Here is a 14,841-nt window from a genome sequence, read left to right on the forward strand (position 1 = left end):
CGGGCTGCTGAGCGCCCGCACCCCTGATCCGCCCGCTCTCCCCTGCGCTGCCGCGTGCCCTGCCGCGCGCCGTGGGCCGTGACACCCGGAGTCCCGCACCGTGAAGACCCTGATCCTGCTCGCCCTGGCCGGCTTCGGCGCCCAGCTGGTCGACGGCAGCCTCGGCATGGCCTACGGGGTCACGTCAACGACCCTGCTGCTGGCCATCGGGACCAACCCGGCCGCGGCGTCGGCGACCATCCACCTGGCCGAGATCGGCACCACGCTGATGTCGGGCGTGGCCCACTGGAAGTTCGGCAACGTCGACTGGAAGGTCGTCGCGAAGATCGGCGTCCCCGGCGCGATCGGGGCCTTCGTCGGCGCGACGCTGCTGTCGAGCATCTCGACCGAGGTCGCCGCCCCGCTGATGTCGCTGATCCTGCTGTCGCTCGGGATCTACCTGCTGGTCCGCTTCACGCTGCGCGGCATCGACCGGCGCAACATCGGCAAGCCGATGCGCAAGCGCTTCCTGGGCCCGCTCGGCCTGGTCGCCGGCTTCATCGACGCCACGGGCGGCGGCGGCTGGGGGCCGGTCGGCACCCCGGCGATCCTCGCCAGCGGCCGCATGGAGCCCCGCAAGGTGATCGGCTCGATCGACACCTCGGAGTTCCTCGTCGCGCTGGCCGCCAGCGTCGGCTTCCTGGTCGCCCTGGGCTCGCAGGGCATCGACTTCGCCTGGGTGCTGGCGCTGCTGATCGGCGGCATGGTCGCCGCCCCGATCGCCGCCTGGCTGGTGCGCCACGTCCCGCCGCGGCTGCTCGGCTCGCTCGTCGGGGGGATGATCATCATCACCAACACCCGCACGCTCCTGCGCAGCGACTGGCTCGACGCCCCCGACGCGGTCGCCTACCCCGTGTACGCCGCCCTCTACGTCGTCTGGGCCGCCGCCGTCGCCTGGTCCTACCTCCAGTACCGCAAGGACAAGGCGCAGGAGTCCGCCGACGCCGTCGCCGCGGCGGCCGCCGACCTCGAGCGGGCCCAGCACCTCGAGCCCCCGGTGGAGGACCGCGCCGAGCGTCCGCTGGTCGCCGGCCGGCCGAGCGCGCCGCAGGACTGACCCGGGGCGCTCAGCGTCGGAGTCCCAGCAGCGCCGCCTCCCGGTCGGGGTCGAGGCCGGGGCGGGCGAGCCCGCGCGGCGGGGGCGCCAGCTCGCCGGCGTCGCGCAGCCAGTCCCAGGTGTCCGCGACGGACTCGCGCACCGGGCGGACGGGCAGGCCGAGCTGCCGGGCGCGGGTGGTGTCGACGTCCCAGGCGGTCGCGGCCACCTCCCGCGGCAGCCACAGCGGCAGGTCCTGCCACGGCTCCACCCCGGCCGCCACGAGGTCCGCCTCCGGGACCGGCACCAGGTCGGCGTCGCCCCCCGTCACCTCCCGGCAGACCTCCAGCAGCCCGCCGAGCGTCGTCATGCCCGCCGGGCCCGTGGCGTTGACCGCGCCGCCGATCCCGCGCTCGGCCACGTCGACCAGCCAGCCGGCGAGGTCCCGGGCGTCCACCAGGGCGATGGGCTGGTCCAGCGCGTCCGGGACGACCACGCGCCCGCCGCGCGCCATGCGCCGCAGCCACCAGCCGAGCCGGTCCACGATGTCGTGCGGACCGACGATCAGCCCGGCCCGGGCGGTGAGGAAGCGGTCGCCGAGCACGGCGGCCAGCTCCCGCTCGGCGAACGCCTTGACCGGTCCGTACTCGTCGTCGTCGGTCTCCCAGACCGGCTCGTCCTCCCCGCGGATCGGGCCGGGCGGCCAGTTCCGGTAGGCGTTGAGGCTGCTGACGAACGCGTAGCCGCGGACGTCGCCCAGCGCGGCCGCGGCGTTGCGGGCGGCGGCGCGGGTCTGGCACGAGGTGTCGACGACGAGCTCGGGCGCCCAGCCGGCCAGCGCAGCCGGGAGGGCCGCGGCGTCGTCCCGGTCGCCGTGGAGAGCGCGGGCGCCGTCGGGCGGCGAGCCGGTGACGCCGCGCGTGAGGGTCGCCACCTCGTGCCCCCGGTCGAGGGCTGCCCGGACGACGTGCCGGCCGAGGAACAGGGTGCCGCCGAGGACGAGGAGTCTCATGCCGCCAGCCCAGCGCCTCTCGGAGGCCGCCGTCCAGCGGGTTCACCGACGGCGCAACGCGGTCCGTCCGCTCAGACGGCGCGGAGAGCGGGGACCTGGGGCAGCGGCGTGGCCCGTGCGGCGGCCATGACCATCTGCGGCGAGCGGGGCAGGCCGCGGCGGGTGCACAGCCGCAGCGCCCGGGCCCCGGTCACGACGTCGGTCTCCGGCGGGACGACGAGCAGGTCGGCGCGCTTGTTGCCGCCGGCCCAGGTCAGGCAGACCGCGCCGGGCTCCATGCTGCGGAAGCCGCCGGTGCGGACGACGCGGCCGCCCACGACGACCTTGCGCGGGGCGGGCAGCCACGCGTCGAGGGCGTAGGTGAAGCGCTCGACCCGGACGCCGTGGCGGTCCAGGGCGGCGATCAGCTCGGGTACCTCGACGGCGAGGTCGCGACTGCGCGGGAACCAGGCCCCGTCGAACCCCTGACCCCCGTCACCGGCGTCGCTGCGGATGCTCACCCGGACGTCGATGCCACCCCGGTGCCCCTCGGCCTCGAACAGCGGTCCCGTACGGGTGGTCCTCATCAGCGCCAGCCTGCCTCTCGTCCACGTGTCCCTGCCGAGCGCACAGGGCTCCGACACGAACGTAGGTGTGGTGACCGGCGCCGACGCACGCGTCCCGGCCGGGCGCGCCGCGCTCCCCCGGCCGGTCATCACGACACGTCACGGAACGGTCACGACACTGCCGTGACCTCGTCGTTCAGGCGGAGAGGGCGCGTCCGGCCACCGGCTCGGACAGCTCGGCGACCAGTCGGTCGAGCGGGACGTCGAGCACCCGGGCGAGCGCGGCGACGGTGAAGAAGGCCGGGGTGGGCACCCGGCCGGACTCGATCTTCCGCAGCGCCTCGGGGCTCACCCCGGAGGCCGCCGCGACCTCGGCCGGTGAGCGCTCCCCGCGGGCCGCGCGCAGCAGGGCGCCCAGCCGGCGTCCGCGCTCGCGCTCCTCGGGGCTCAGCGGGGGTCGCACCATGGGCGTGATAGTAATACCGGGATACCAATACCGGAAGGGGACGAGATGATCGAGCTGCGGACACCCGGGGAGCTCGACGCCATGCGGGCGGCCGGGGCGGTGGTCGCGGACATGCACGCCGCCGTGCAGGCGCTGGCCGCGCCGGGGGTGCGGCTGACCCAGCTGGACGCCGTCGCGCGCGACGTCCTCGCCGACGCCGGCGCCACCTCCCCGTTCCTCGGCTACGCGCCGTCGCGGACGACCCCGCCGTTCCCCGGAGTGGTCTGCCTGTCGGTCAACGACGTCGCGCTCCACGGCATCCCCACCCCCCAGGAGCTGGAGGACGGCGACCTGCTGAGCGTGGACGCCGGAGCGACGCTCGACGGCTGGGTGGGTGACGCCGCCCGGACCTACCCGATCGGCACGCCCCGCCCGGAGGACCTGGCGCTGGTCGAGACCACGGAGCGGGCGCTGGCCGCGGGGATCGCCGCGGCGGTGGTCGGCAACCGGATCGGCGACGTCTCGGCCGCGATCGGCGCGGTCGGCCGGGCCGGCGGGTGCGGCATCAACACCGACCAGGGCGGACACGGCGTGGGCCGCTCCATGCACGAGGCGCCGAGCGTGCCGAACGAGGGCCGCCCGGGCCGGGGCCTGCGGATGCGGGCGGGCCTGGTCATCGCCATCGAGCCGTGGTTCCTGGCCGGAGGGAGCGACGACTACCGGGTGGACGCCGACGGCTGGACCCTGCGGAGCGCCGACGGCAGCCGCGCGGCGCACGTGGAGCACACGGTCGCCGTCACCGAGGACGGCCCGCGCATCCTCACCGCCCCCCGCTGAGCGACGAGAGCCCCCTCCCGGAGGAGGGGGCTCTCGTCGTCGGCCCCGTCCAGAGGCTCGCCCCGAGCTAGCGAGGGGTGAGGAGGACGGGGTCCTTTCAGGGCTTGGGCTTGCGGTTCTTCGCCTTGCCGCGCTCGGTCTGGTCCAGCACGACCTTGCGGATGCGCACCGTGGCCGGGGTGACCTCGACGCACTCGTCCTCGGCGCAGAACTCCAGCGCCTGCTCCAGGTTGAGCACGCGCGGCGGGATCAGCCGCTCGAGCTCCTCGGAGGTGGACTTGCGCATGTTGGTGAGCTTCTTCTCCTTGGTGATGTTCACGTCCATGTCGTCCGGACGGGAGTTCTCCCCGACGATCATGCCCTCGTAGACCTCGGTGCCCGGCTGGACCATGAGCTGGCCGCGCTCCTGCAGCGAGAACATCGAGTACGACGTCGCCACGCCCTGCCGGTCGGCGACCAGCGAGCCGGTGGGCCGGGCGCGCATGTCGCCCAGCCACGGCTCGTAGCCCTCGAAGTTGCTGTTCAGGACGCCGGTGCCGCGGGTCTCGGTGAGGAACTCGGTCCGGAAGCCGATCAGCCCGCGGGAGGGGACGAGGTACTCCATCCGCGCCCAGCCGGTGTCGTGGTGGACCAGGTTCTCCAGCCGGCCGCGCCGGGTGGCCAGCGCCTGGGTGAGCGTGCCGACGTACTCGCCCGGGGTGTCGATCGTGACCCGCTCGACCGGCTCGTGGAGCTTGCCGTCGATCTCCTTGGTGACGACGGTCGGACGGCCAACGGTCAGCTCGAAGTCCTCGCGGCGGAGCTGCTCGACGAGGATGGCCAGCGCCAGCTCCCCGCGGCCCTGCATCTCCCAGGTGTCGGGGCGGTCGGTGGGCAGCATGCGCACCGACACGTTGCCGACCAGCTCCTGGTCGAGGCGGTTCTTCACCAGGCGGGCGGTGAGCTTCTTGCCGCTCTTGCCCGACAGCGGCGAGGTGTTGATGCCGATCGTGATGGAGATCGACGGCTCGTCGACTGTCAGCGGCGGCAGCGGACGCGGGTCGTTCGGGTCGGCGAGGGTGTCGCCGATCATGATGTCCTCGATGCCGGCGATGGCGACCAGCTCGCCCGGGCCGGCGCTGTCGGCCGGGGTGCGGGTGAGGCCCTCGGTGACGAGCAGCTCGGTGATCTTGACGTTCTTGATCGTGCCGTCGACCTTGCACCAGGCGACCTGCTGGCCGCGCTTCATCTCACCGGAGTGGATGCGCAGCAGCGCGAGGCGGCCGAGGAACGGAGAGGCGTCGAGGTTGGTGACCTGCGCGCGCAGCGGCTCCTCGGCGTCGTAGGACGGCGCCGGGACGGTGTCGAGCAGCGTCTTGACCAGCGGGGCCAGGTCGTCGTTGTCCGGCTCGGTGCCGTTCTCGGGGCGGGTCAGCGACGCCTTCCCGGACCGGCCGCTGCAGTAGACGATCGGGAAGTCGAGGTTGTCGGCGTCGAGGCCGGCGTCCTCCATGAGCTCCATGAACAGCTCGTAGCACTCGTCGACGACCTCGGCGATGCGCGCGTCGGCGCGGTCGGTCTTGTTGACCGCGAGGATGACCGGCATCCCCTTGCCCAGCGCCTTGCGGAGCACGAAGCGGGTCTGCGGGAGCGGCCCCTCCGAGGCGTCCACGAGCAGGCAGACGCCGTCGACCATCGACAGGCCGCGCTCGACCTCGCCACCGAAGTCGGCGTGCCCGGGGGTGTCGACGATGTTGACGACGACGGGGTTGCCGTTCTCGTCGGCCAGCCGGATCGCGGTGTTCTTCGCGAGGATGGTGATGCCGCGCTCGCGCTCGAGGTCCATCGAGTCCATGACGCGGTCCTGCGTGGAGTCGTTGTCCGTCCCCTCGCCCTTGGCGCGGCCGAGCGCGCCCGCCTGGCGGAGGAGGGCGTCGACCAGGGTGGTCTTGCCGTGGTCGACGTGGGCGATGATCGCCACGTTGCGCAGGTCGTCGCGGGTGGGCATGCGGAGAGGCACCTCAGGGAGTTCAGGGGGGTCGGCGCCTTCCGGACACTCAGCCTCGGGGCACCACAGACACCACAGGTAACAGCCGCCGGCCCGGCGACCTTCCCATGGTAGGGGAAGGACCCCCTTCCCCCTCCGCTCGCGAGCGCGCGAGGGACCCTGCAGGGGGCCTTCGTGACCAGTCTCACCGACCGGCGGAGCAGGTCAGGGCCGGTCGGCGACCACCGCGGTCACACCGGCGGCGGCCAGCGTCACGACGCCGACCGCCAGCCAGGCCGGCCACCCGGCGCCGATGGCCAGCACGTGCGCGAGCACGAAGGCGCCGACGTAGAGCCCGCCCAGCCCGAGCGCGGTCGCCCAGCCACGGCGCTGCACCCACAGCGCCGCTGCGGCCGCTCCCCCGGCGAGGAAGACCGCCCCGCCGAGCGCGCGGACGCCGGTGCCCTGGGCGATCCCGAAGCCGGCGGCCAGACCGACGGCCACCAACGCGGCCGAGGGGAAGCGGGTACGGGCGCGGGTCAGCACGGTCGTCATTCCCCGAGTCTCCCCGTCAGTGCGTCGTCAGTTCCACGGCGGCGCCCACGGGGCGATCCCCCACGTGCCGCCGTCGGCGATGTCGAACGGTGCCGGCTGCCCCCGCCCCTCGACCCGCACCTCGACCGGGAGCGCCGACGGGTCGACCGCGACGGTCACCGACTGCGGCGTGACGTCGTCCGCCCAGCCGGCGTAGGTCCGCCAGGTGAGCAGCGCGTACGCCGAGCCACCCGGGGCGATCCCCACCCGCTGCACCACCGCCGGGCCGCCGGTCGGCACGCTGCCCGGCTCCACGACCAGCCGCAGCGGCCGGCCGCCCTGCCAGAGGGTCACCGCGGGCACCCCCTCCAGCCAGCAGGGCGCGGCGCCGGCGTTGGTCGCCTCCACGCTCGCGGCGCGGGCGCCCAGCGCCGCGTCGAAGCCGCCGACCGACAGCAGCAGGTCGGCCGGATCGCAGGGCACGTCGGCGAGGACCGGCTCCGGCGGGGTGGCCTCGGGCACGGTGGGCGCCGGCGGAACGGGCACCGGCGGCGGGACGGCGTCGGGCGGCGGGTAGGCCGGCTCCGGCAGCGACGGGAACGCCGCGACGCGGTCCTGCTCCACGGTCGACGTCGCCGCGACCAGCACCCCGGCCACGATGGCGAGGACGGCGAGGACACCGGCCACCCGCAGCCCCGTGCCGGCGCGCGCGGTCCGCCAGGGTCCGGCGACGGCCCGGGTCACCAGAACCGCGCCGGCGACCGCCACCCCCTGGGCGAGCAGCACCGCCCACGCATCTCCGAGGTGGACGCCGGCGAGGGACACAGGCACGGCGGCGGCGAGGCCCGCGGCGCTCGCGGTGAGTCCGGCCGCCCAGCTCCGGCGGGACGAGACCGCCGTCGCCCACGCGTGAACGGCGGCCAGCAGCACCGCCTCCGCGAGCCACCCTCCCACCGCGACCATCGGGAGCAGGTGCTCGCCGAGCAGCAGCGAGAACCAGGCGGGCAGCGCCAGGACGACGGTGGCTCCGGCCACCACGGCGGCCGCTGCCAGCGCGTGCAGGCCCGCTGGCCGCGGGCGCGCGGCGGCCCGGGCTCCCGAGCGCGAGGTCGTCGACGGCAGGGCGAGAGTCAGCAGGACGACGCCCAGGAGGGTGAGCACGCCCCCGGCGCCGACCCACCACCACAGGCCGCGCAGGGCCGCGTCGAGGTCGGCGGGGCACCCCTCCGGCCGGAAGGCGCACGAGGGTCCGTCGTCCGGGTCGAACCACCCGGGCCGGTAGCGGGAGGACCGCAGCCCGGCGACGGTCATCCAGACCAGGCCGGCCGCGATCAGTGCGCTCCCCCAGCCGGGGCCCAGTCGTCGTCGCACCGCACACCTCCTCCGGAACCGGTCGGTCCGCTGCATCGTGCGGCACGTCCTCGTCGACCGGGGAGGCGGCTCGCCGGGCCGGAACGCGCGAGGGCCCCGGACGGTTGACCGTCCGGGGCCCTTCGGAACGTGATGGAACGGCCACCCTCAGGGTCCCGCGGCGGGCCTGCGAGTCGCGAGGGGAGGGTGGTCCTCCATCAGGCGGCGCGGAGCACGGCCTCGATCTCGAGCTCGACGGTGATCTTGTCGCCGACCACGACGCCGCCGCCGTCCATCGGCATGTCGATGTCGACGCCGTACTCCTTGCGGGAGATCTCGGTCTTCGCGCTGAAGCCGGCGCGGGTGCCGCCGTAGGCGTCCGGGCCGAAGCCGTTGAGCTCCAGCTCCAGGGTGACCGGCTTGGTGATGCCCTTGATGGTCAGGTCGCCGACGATGCTCCAGTCGGCGCCGTCGGTGCGGACCTCGGTGGACCGGAAGGTCATCTCGGTGTGGTTGCCCACGTCGAAGAAGTCGGCAGAGCGGATGTGCGCGTCGCGCTGCTCCTGCCGGGTGTCGATCGAGTCCATGTTGATGCGGGCGGTCACGGTCGACTGCGCCGGGTCTGCGGCGGTGGTGATCTCGCCCGAGAAGTCGCGGAAGTAGCCGCGGACCTTGCTGACCATCATGTGGCGGACCGAGAAGCCGACGGTCGAGTGGGAGGCGTCGATGTCCCAGGTGCCGACGACGTAGCCGGGGATCTGGGTGGCGGTGGAGCTGGTCACGGGATTCTCCAAGTGGTTGAGCGTTTGACCTTCTGCCCGCAGAGCGTAGTTGAAGGCTTGACTATTCCGCCAGTACCCTGAGGACATGACGTCGACCGTGTCCCCGGACCCCTCCCCGGGCGGAACGCGCTGGCTCGACGCGGAGGAGCAGAAGGCCTGGCGCGCGTACCTCTACAGCACCCAGCTGCTGACCGACCGCCTCGACCGCGAGCTCACGCAGGCGACCGGGATCTCCCACGCCTACTACGAGATCCTGGTGGCGCTGTCGGAGACCCCCGGCCGATCCCTGCGGATGAGCGAGCTGGCCGACCGCTGCCTCTCCTCGCGCAGCCGGCTCTCGCACGCGGTGTCCCGGCTCGAGGAGCGCGGCTGGGTGCGCCGGCAGGTGTGCCCCGAGGACGGCCGGGGTCAGCTCGCCGTCCTCACCGACGAGGGGTTCGCCGCACTCGAGGCGGCCGCGCACGTGCACGTCGAGAGCGTCCGCACCCACCTGTTCGACCAGCTCACCCCGGAGCAGGTCGCCTCGATGCGGGACGTCGGCGAGACGCTGCTGCGCCACCTCGGCCCGCGCTGACCGACCCGCGGACGGCAGGAACGCCCCGCCGGACCGGAGTCCGGCGGGGCGTTCCGCTTCCCGCTGTGCCGGGCCCTGCCCGGCGGAGGATCAGCTCTCGGCCAGCCAGAGGCCGTCGACCGGCGTGCTGCCCGATCCGTAGAACCGGATGCCGCCCACACCCTCGCCCGTGACGAGGAACGCCGGGCTCCACGTGTAGACGATCATCGCGTGCTGGTCGACGAGGACCTGCTGCACCTCGGCGTAGGCCTCGCGCCGCTCCTCCGGGTCGTCGGAGAGACGGCCGCGCTCGAGGGCGGCGTCGAGGGTCGGGTCGCTGATCCGGTTGAAGTTCGTCGCCGAACCGGTGCCGACCAGCGTGTCCAGGACCGGGCTCGGGTCCACGTAGGCCGCCCCGTAGATGGTCGCTTCGTAGTCGTTCTGCGACAGCCGGCCGAACCAGCTCGCCGACTCCTGGGACTCCACCGAGACGGTCAGGTTGTCGAACTCCTCGAGCTGCGCCTGCATGGCCTGGCCGGCCCGGGAGACGTCGCTGTTGTCGCTCGACAGGATCGTGAACTCCAGCGGCTTGCCCTCGTCGGCGAGCTCGTCGAGCAGTTCCTGGGCCCGCTCGGCGTCCGGCTCGGGGAAGCTCGACGACTCGTCGTAGAGCGCGGAGGTCTCCCGGATCAGCGAGTCCGGCGGCGCGTCGCCGGCCCCGCCGTACAGGGTGTCGACCAGCGCCTGCCGGTCGATGGCCAGCGTGATGGCCTCACGGGCCCGCGGGTCGTCGAACGGCGCCTTGGAGAAGTTGAACATCAGGTTCGTGAAGCCGGAGAAGCCCGCGGGGAGCGTGGTCATCCCGGCGTCCCCGGCAAGCTGCACGGTCTCGTAGTTGTTGCTGATCGCGATGTCGACCTCGCCGGCCTGCAGCGAGTTGTACCGCTGGTTGTCGTCGGGGTTGGCCCGGATGACCAGCTCGTCCAGGTAGGGCTTCGGGGCGTCCCAGTAGTCGGGGTTGGCCTTGAGCACCATCCGGTCCTGCCGCGCCCACGACTCCAGCGTGAACGGCCCCGCGCCGACCGGGTTGGCCGTGAAGGCCTCCGGCCCCTGGGCGAGAGCGGTCGGGGAACCGACGAAGTTGATGGCCATGATCAGCGACGCGAACTGCGCCGTGGGCTTGGCCAGGGTCACCTCGAGAGTGCGCTCGTCGACCACGGTCGTGCTGGCGATCGCCGAGGCCGACGCGACGGTCTGCGACCCGGCGACGGTGCGGTCCTTGGAACGGTCCCAGTTGTACTTCAGGGCCTCGGCGTCCAGCGGCGTCCCGTCGGTGAAGGTCAGCCCCTCCCGCAGGGTGACCACCCAGGTCGTGTTGTCCCGGTTCTCCAGGTTCTCGATCAGCCCGTACTCGAGGTCACCCTCGGGCGTGATCTCGATCAGCTGCCCGTAGATCGCGTTGCCGTAGACGGCCTGGGTCACCAGCGAGTTGCTGAGCGAGGCCGGGTCCAGGTTCGCCGGCTCGGTGACCGCCAGGTAGGTGAGCGAGCCACCCTCGACCGGGTCGCCGCTGGCCTGCGCGCCACTGCCCTCGGTGCCCCCGCCGCCGTCGTCGTCCCCACCGCACCCGGCGAGCGCGAGCGAAGCGGCGAGTGCGGCAGCGATGAGGGTGCTGCGCCGTCGGGTGAGTTTCACGAGGCCTGCCTCTGGTCGAAGGGTCGGAGCTTCCCGGTGATGTACGTCATAGATAGCAATGATTGGTTCGCACGACCGTCACAAGTCGGTCACGAAGCGGGCGGTCGTCCTCAGACGCCGGCCGGCACCCGCACCGTGTCGGCGGTGATCCCGGCGTAGTGGCAGGCCGCGAAGTGCCCGTCGCCGACCGGGCGGACCTCGGGGACCTCCTCGGCGCAGCGGTCGGTCGCCAGGGGGCAGCGCGTGCGGAAGCGGCACCCCGAGGGCGGGTCGAGCGGTGTGGGGATGTCGCCCTCCAGCGCCGGCCCGGTGAAACCGCCGGCGGCCCGTCGCCGCGGCACCGAGTCCAGCAGCGCCCGGGTGTAGGGGTGCGCCGGCGCGGCGAACACCGACTCCACGTCGCCGACCTCGCAGATCCGGCCGAGGTACATGACCATCACCCGGTCGCAGACCGAGCGGACCACCGACAGGTCGTGGCTGATGAAGACCAGCGTCAGGTCGTGCTCGTCCTTGAGGTCGTGGAGCAGGTTGACGATCTGCGCCTGCACCGAGACGTCGAGGGCCGACACGGGCTCGTCGCACACGATGAGGTCGGGGCGGATGGCCAGCGCCCGGGCGATCGCCACCCGCTGGGCCTGCCCACCGGACAGCTGCCGCGGGTACAGCGGGCCGAACCGCTCGGGGTCCAGGCCGACGTCGGCCAGCACCCGGTCGGCGGCCTCCCGCCGCTCGGCCGCGGGACGGCCGGCGATGGTGAGCCCCTCGACGACGAGCTCGCGGACCGACCGCCGCGGGTTCAGCGACGACACCGGGTCCTGGAAGATCATCTGCAGCTTGCGGCGCAGCCGGCGCAGCGGGCCGCGCTTGGTCGCCGCGAGGTCCTCGCCCCGGTACACGACCCGCCCGGACGCGATCTTCTCCAGCCTCAGCACGGCCTTGCCGGTGGTCGACTTGCCGCACCCCGACTCGCCGACCAGCCCCAGGGTCTCCCCCGGCCGGACGTCGAAGCTGACGTCGCTCACCGCCTGCACCACCCCGCCGGGGGTCCGGTACTCGACCTGCAGGTGGTGCACCGACAGCACGGTGTCGGCGGCGTCGGTCAGCAGGTGCGCCTCGCCGGTGCCGGCCATGTCAGCTCCTCGTCTCGTCGGCGGGCATGAGCGCGGCGTCCCGGTCGGCCGCGACGCCGCCCGCACCGGGCGGGACCGGGTGGACGCAGGCGTGCCGGTGCCCGAGCACGCCGTCGCGCAGGGAGTCGGCGCCGGGCACCTCGCACGCGGCGTCGGCCGCGGCGCAGCGAGGGGCGAAGCGGCAGCCGGCCGGAGGGCGGCGCGGGTCGGGCAGCGCGCCCTCGATGACCCGCATCCGCCGGGCCCGCGGCGCGTCCAGTGACGGCGTGGAGGCCAGCAGCGCCTCGGTGTAGCGGTGCCGAGGACTGTCGAAGACCGCGTCGGTCGGCCCCTCCTCGACCATCCGGCCCGAGTACATGACCGCCACCCGGTCGGTGCGGCCGGCGACCAGGCCGAGGTCGTGGCTGATGAGGACCAGCCCCATGCCGCGGGTGGTGCGCACCCGGTCGAGCAGGTCGAGGATCTGGCGCTGGACGGTCACGTCGAGCGCCGTCGTCGGCTCGTCGGCGATGAGCAGGTCGGGCTCGCAGGCCAGCGCGATCGCGATCATGATGCGCTGTCGCATGCCGCCGGAGAGCTGGAACGGGTAGTTCGCCAGCCGCCGGCGCGGATCGGGCACGCCCACCTCGGTGAGCAGGCCGACCGCCCGCTCCCGCGCCTCGGCACGGGAGATACCGAGGTGGCGGACCATCCCCTCGGTGATCTGGCGGCCGATCCGCACCACCGGGTTGAGCGCGCGGCCGGCGTCCTGGAACACCATGGCGACCTTCGGGCCCAGCAGCGACTGCCGGACCCGCGTCGACGCGGTGAGCACGTCGACGCCGTCGAGCAGCACCGTCCCGGAAGTGCCCGCCCGGTCCGGCAGCAGGCCCATCACGGTCCTGGCCAGCATCGACTTGCCCGAGCCGGACTCCCCGACCAGGCCGACGGCCTCGCCGGCGGCGACGGTCAGCGACACCCCGTCGACGGCGCGGACCGGACCGGAGTCGGTGGCGATCCAGGTGCGGAGGTCCTCGACCTGCAGCAGCGGCCGGGTCGGGGCGGTCATCGGGTCCGCTCCCCGAAGCGGACCCGCAGCCGGTCGCCGACGATGTTCAGCGCCAGGACCGTGAGCAGGATCGTGGCGGCCGGGACGAAGACCAGGTTCGGGAAGCGGGAGATGAGGTCCTGGCCGTCGTTGATCATCCCGCCCCAGCTGGGGGTGGGGGCCGGGACGCCCAGGCCGAGGAAGCTCAGCGAGCCCTCCGCGACGATCAGCGCCGCGATCACGACCGGCAGGTAGGCCGCCACCGACGGCAGCACGTTCGGCAGCACCTCGCGCCCCATCAGCCGGGGCAGCCCGGCGCCCATGTTGGTGGCCGCCATGACGAACTCCCGAGACGCCCAGCGCATCGTGTTGGCCCGCGCGAGGCGGGCGAAGGTGGGCGTCATCAGCAGGGAGAGCGACACGATCAGCGTCCCGATGCTGGGCCGCAGGACCGAGGCCAGCGCCAGCAGCATCACCAGCGGCGGGAAGGCCAGCAGCGTGTCGGTGACGAAGGAGATGACCGTGTCGACGACGCCGCGGAGGAAGCCGGCCAGCAGCCCCAGGAACGAGCCGACGACGAACGCGATCAGGCCGGAGACCACACCGACGAGCAGCGAGGCCTGCGCGCCGGAGACGATCCGCGACAGCATGCTGCGTCCCAGGACGTCGTAGCCGAGCAGCCCATCGAGGGAGAGCTCGGGCTTCCCGCGCGGTGGCCCGGCGACCTGTCCGTAGTCGGTCAGCGGGAGGACCGGCGCCAGCACCGCGGCCAGCACCACGAGTGCCAGCCAGCCGGCGGAGAGCGCGACCAGCCAGGACCGGTGGGCGCGGACGGCCGGCAGCCGGGGGCCGGGGTCGTCCGCCGGTTGCAGCGGCGAGCCCACACCGGGGTCGACGACGGTCATCGGACGGCCTCCCGTCGGACGCGGGGATCGAGGAACCCGTAGCCGATGTCGACCAGGGTGTTGAGGACGACGTAGGCGACGACGATGAAGGCGACCGCTCCCTGGACCATGATCACGTCGCGGGCGGAGATGGAGCCCGCGATCAGCGACCCCAGGCCGGGCAGCGAGAACACCGCCTCGACGATCACCGTGCCGCCCAGCAGCCGGCCGAACGAGATGCCGGCGAGGGTGACCAGCGAGAACGACGACGGGCGCAGCGCGTGCCGCCAGAGGACGTAGCCGCTGGGCATCCCGCGGGCCCGGGCGGCGGAGATGAAGTCCTCGTGCAGCGTCGAGTCCAGGTCGGTGCGCAGCAGTCGCTGGAAGGCGGCGATCTCGGGGATGGCCACCCCGATCGCCGGCAGCAGGGCGTGGTGCAGGTTGTCGCCCAGCCCGTCGCCGATCCGCTCCCACCCGGCGACCGGGAAGAGGCCGGCCTTGAGCGAGAGGAAGTAGACGAGCACGGGGGCGACGACGAACGCGGGCAGCGCCAGGCCGACCGACGCGAGGAAGGTCGACACCCGGTCGACGAGGCTGCCGGGGCGGTTGGCGGCCAGCAGCGCCATGGGGACGGCCACCAGGAGGGCGATCACCAGCGCGAGGAGGGCCAGCTCCAGCGTGACCGGGAGCCGCTCGACCACGGCGTCGAGGACGTCCTGACGGGTGCGCAGCGACGTGCCGAGGTCACCGGTCACGGCGTCGCCGAGCCAGCTGGAGTACTGCTCCCACAGGGGCTCGTCGAGCCCGAGCCGGGCCTCGAGGTCGGCGATGGCGTCCGGCGTCGCCGCGTCCCCGAGCAGGGTCACTGCGAGCGAGCCGGGGGCGATGGACAGCAGCGCGACCACGAGGAACGTGGCGAAGAGGATGACGAGCAGAGCGCGGACGACCCGATTCGCGGCGAAGAGCAGCATCGGCCCACTTCCCCATCGCAGGACCGTGACCGACG

General features: G+C 73.7%; 15 protein-coding genes. 3 read left to right on the plus strand and 12 right to left on the minus strand.

Annotated elements, in window-relative coordinates; translation table 11 throughout:
* The first annotated feature begins 100 nt into the window (after positions 1 to 100).
* Positions 101 to 1,096, plus strand: coding sequence for a sulfite exporter TauE/SafE family protein (locus DQ240_RS09340; RefSeq protein WP_113839323.1), 996 nt, complete (start codon positions 101 to 103; stop codon positions 1,094 to 1,096).
* 10 nt (positions 1,097 to 1,106) lie between these two features.
* Here DQ240_RS09340 and DQ240_RS09345 read toward each other — a convergent pair whose 3' ends face one another.
* The 3 genes from DQ240_RS09345 to DQ240_RS09355 form a co-directional block, all read right to left on the minus strand.
* On the minus strand, positions 1,107 to 2,087 hold the full coding sequence (locus tag DQ240_RS09345) for an NAD-dependent epimerase/dehydratase family protein (protein ID WP_113839324.1): 981 nt from the start codon (positions 2,085 to 2,087) through the stop codon (positions 1,107 to 1,109).
* Positions 2,088 to 2,158: 71 nt separating this feature from the next.
* Positions 2,159 to 2,653 (minus strand): DUF5994 family protein, encoded by a 495-nt coding sequence (locus DQ240_RS09350; RefSeq protein WP_113839325.1) that lies wholly within the window; start codon positions 2,651 to 2,653, stop codon positions 2,159 to 2,161.
* Between the two features lie 175 nt (positions 2,654 to 2,828).
* Positions 2,829 to 3,098, minus strand: coding sequence for a helix-turn-helix domain-containing protein (locus DQ240_RS09355; RefSeq protein ID WP_113839326.1), 270 nt, complete (start codon positions 3,096 to 3,098; stop codon positions 2,829 to 2,831).
* Positions 3,099 to 3,143: 45 nt separating this feature from the next.
* Between DQ240_RS09355 and map the strand changes: the two genes are divergently transcribed.
* Entirely contained in the window at positions 3,144 to 3,914 is a 771-nt protein-coding gene (map, locus tag DQ240_RS09360) for a type I methionyl aminopeptidase (protein ID WP_113839327.1), read from the plus strand.
* A 97-nt stretch (positions 3,915 to 4,011) separates the two neighbouring features.
* Here map and typA read toward each other — a convergent pair whose 3' ends face one another.
* The 4 genes from typA to DQ240_RS09380 all read right to left on the minus strand — a co-directional run bounded on the left by typA (position 4,012) and on the right by DQ240_RS09380 (position 8,546).
* Complete coding sequence (gene typA / locus DQ240_RS09365; RefSeq protein ID WP_113839328.1) at positions 4,012 to 5,901, minus strand: translational GTPase TypA; 1,890 nt, start codon at positions 5,899 to 5,901, stop codon at positions 4,012 to 4,014.
* Positions 5,902 to 6,105: 204 nt separating this feature from the next.
* Positions 6,106 to 6,435, minus strand: coding sequence for a hypothetical protein (locus tag DQ240_RS09370; protein ID WP_113839329.1), 330 nt, complete (start codon positions 6,433 to 6,435; stop codon positions 6,106 to 6,108).
* Between the two features lie 27 nt (positions 6,436 to 6,462).
* Positions 6,463 to 7,785, minus strand: a complete 1,323-nt coding sequence (locus DQ240_RS09375; protein ID WP_113839330.1) for a DUF4232 domain-containing protein — start codon at positions 7,783 to 7,785, stop codon at positions 6,463 to 6,465.
* 197 nt (positions 7,786 to 7,982) lie between these two features.
* The gene (locus DQ240_RS09380) at positions 7,983 to 8,546 is read right to left on the minus strand and encodes a YceI family protein (RefSeq protein ID WP_233498602.1); all 564 of its coding nucleotides are present in this window, start codon (positions 8,544 to 8,546) and stop codon (positions 7,983 to 7,985) included.
* Positions 8,547 to 8,631: 85 nt separating this feature from the next.
* Here DQ240_RS09380 and DQ240_RS09385 point away from each other — a divergent pair, with 85 nt between their 5' ends.
* Positions 8,632 to 9,120: a MarR family winged helix-turn-helix transcriptional regulator gene (locus tag DQ240_RS09385; protein WP_113839332.1), complete on the plus strand. Its 489-nt coding sequence runs from the start codon at positions 8,632 to 8,634 to the stop codon at positions 9,118 to 9,120.
* A 90-nt stretch (positions 9,121 to 9,210) separates the two neighbouring features.
* Here the strand turns inward: DQ240_RS09385 and DQ240_RS09390 are convergent, their stop codons facing one another.
* From DQ240_RS09390 to DQ240_RS09410, 5 genes are all read right to left on the minus strand, one after another.
* The gene (locus tag DQ240_RS09390) at positions 9,211 to 10,794 is read right to left on the minus strand and encodes an ABC transporter substrate-binding protein (RefSeq protein WP_158548618.1); all 1,584 of its coding nucleotides are present in this window, start codon (positions 10,792 to 10,794) and stop codon (positions 9,211 to 9,213) included.
* Between the two features lie 110 nt (positions 10,795 to 10,904).
* A complete protein-coding gene (locus tag DQ240_RS09395) occupies positions 10,905 to 11,924 on the minus strand; it encodes an ABC transporter ATP-binding protein (RefSeq protein ID WP_113839334.1) in 1,020 nt (339 codons plus the stop codon).
* Position 11,925: 1 nt separating this feature from the next.
* Entirely contained in the window at positions 11,926 to 12,972 is a 1,047-nt protein-coding gene (locus DQ240_RS09400; RefSeq protein ID WP_113839335.1) for an ABC transporter ATP-binding protein, read from the minus strand.
* Complete coding sequence (locus tag DQ240_RS09405; protein ID WP_113839336.1) at positions 12,969 to 13,856, minus strand: ABC transporter permease; 888 nt, start codon at positions 13,854 to 13,856, stop codon at positions 12,969 to 12,971. Before DQ240_RS09405 ends, DQ240_RS09400 begins: the two co-directional genes overlap by 4 nt.
* A complete protein-coding gene (locus tag DQ240_RS09410; protein WP_113839337.1) occupies positions 13,853 to 14,806 on the minus strand; it encodes an ABC transporter permease in 954 nt (317 codons plus the stop codon). Before DQ240_RS09410 ends, DQ240_RS09405 begins: the two co-directional genes overlap by 4 nt.
* Positions 14,807 to 14,841: the final 35 nt, after the last annotated feature.

Origin of the sequence: Blastococcus sp. TF02A-26, assembly GCF_003319125.1 — a bacterium.
Lineage (GTDB): Bacteria > Actinomycetota > Actinomycetes > Mycobacteriales > Geodermatophilaceae > Trujillonella.

Coding starts and splice junctions, on each gene's coding strand:
- typA (WP_113839328.1), bottom strand. CDS start 5,901: ATGCCCACCCGCGACGACCTGCGCAACGTGGCGATCATCGCCCACGTC.
- DQ240_RS09345 (WP_113839324.1), bottom strand. CDS start 2,087: ATGAGACTCCTCGTCCTCGGCGGCACCCTGTTCCTCGGCCGGCACGTC.
- DQ240_RS09395 (WP_113839334.1), bottom strand. CDS start 11,924: ATGGCCGGCACCGGCGAGGCGCACCTGCTGACCGACGCCGCCGACACC.
- DQ240_RS09370 (WP_113839329.1), bottom strand. CDS start 6,435: ATGACGACCGTGCTGACCCGCGCCCGTACCCGCTTCCCCTCGGCCGCG.
- DQ240_RS09355 (WP_113839326.1), bottom strand. CDS start 3,098: ATGGTGCGACCCCCGCTGAGCCCCGAGGAGCGCGAGCGCGGACGCCGG.
- DQ240_RS09350 (WP_113839325.1), bottom strand. CDS start 2,653: ATGAGGACCACCCGTACGGGACCGCTGTTCGAGGCCGAGGGGCACCGG.
- DQ240_RS09405 (WP_113839336.1), bottom strand. CDS start 13,856: ATGACCGTCGTCGACCCCGGTGTGGGCTCGCCGCTGCAACCGGCGGAC.
- DQ240_RS09410 (WP_113839337.1), bottom strand. CDS start 14,806: ATGCTGCTCTTCGCCGCGAATCGGGTCGTCCGCGCTCTGCTCGTCATC.
- map (WP_113839327.1), top strand. CDS start 3,144: ATGATCGAGCTGCGGACACCCGGGGAGCTCGACGCCATGCGGGCGGCC.
- DQ240_RS09400 (WP_113839335.1), bottom strand. CDS start 12,972: ATGACCGCCCCGACCCGGCCGCTGCTGCAGGTCGAGGACCTCCGCACC.
- DQ240_RS09385 (WP_113839332.1), top strand. CDS start 8,632: ATGACGTCGACCGTGTCCCCGGACCCCTCCCCGGGCGGAACGCGCTGG.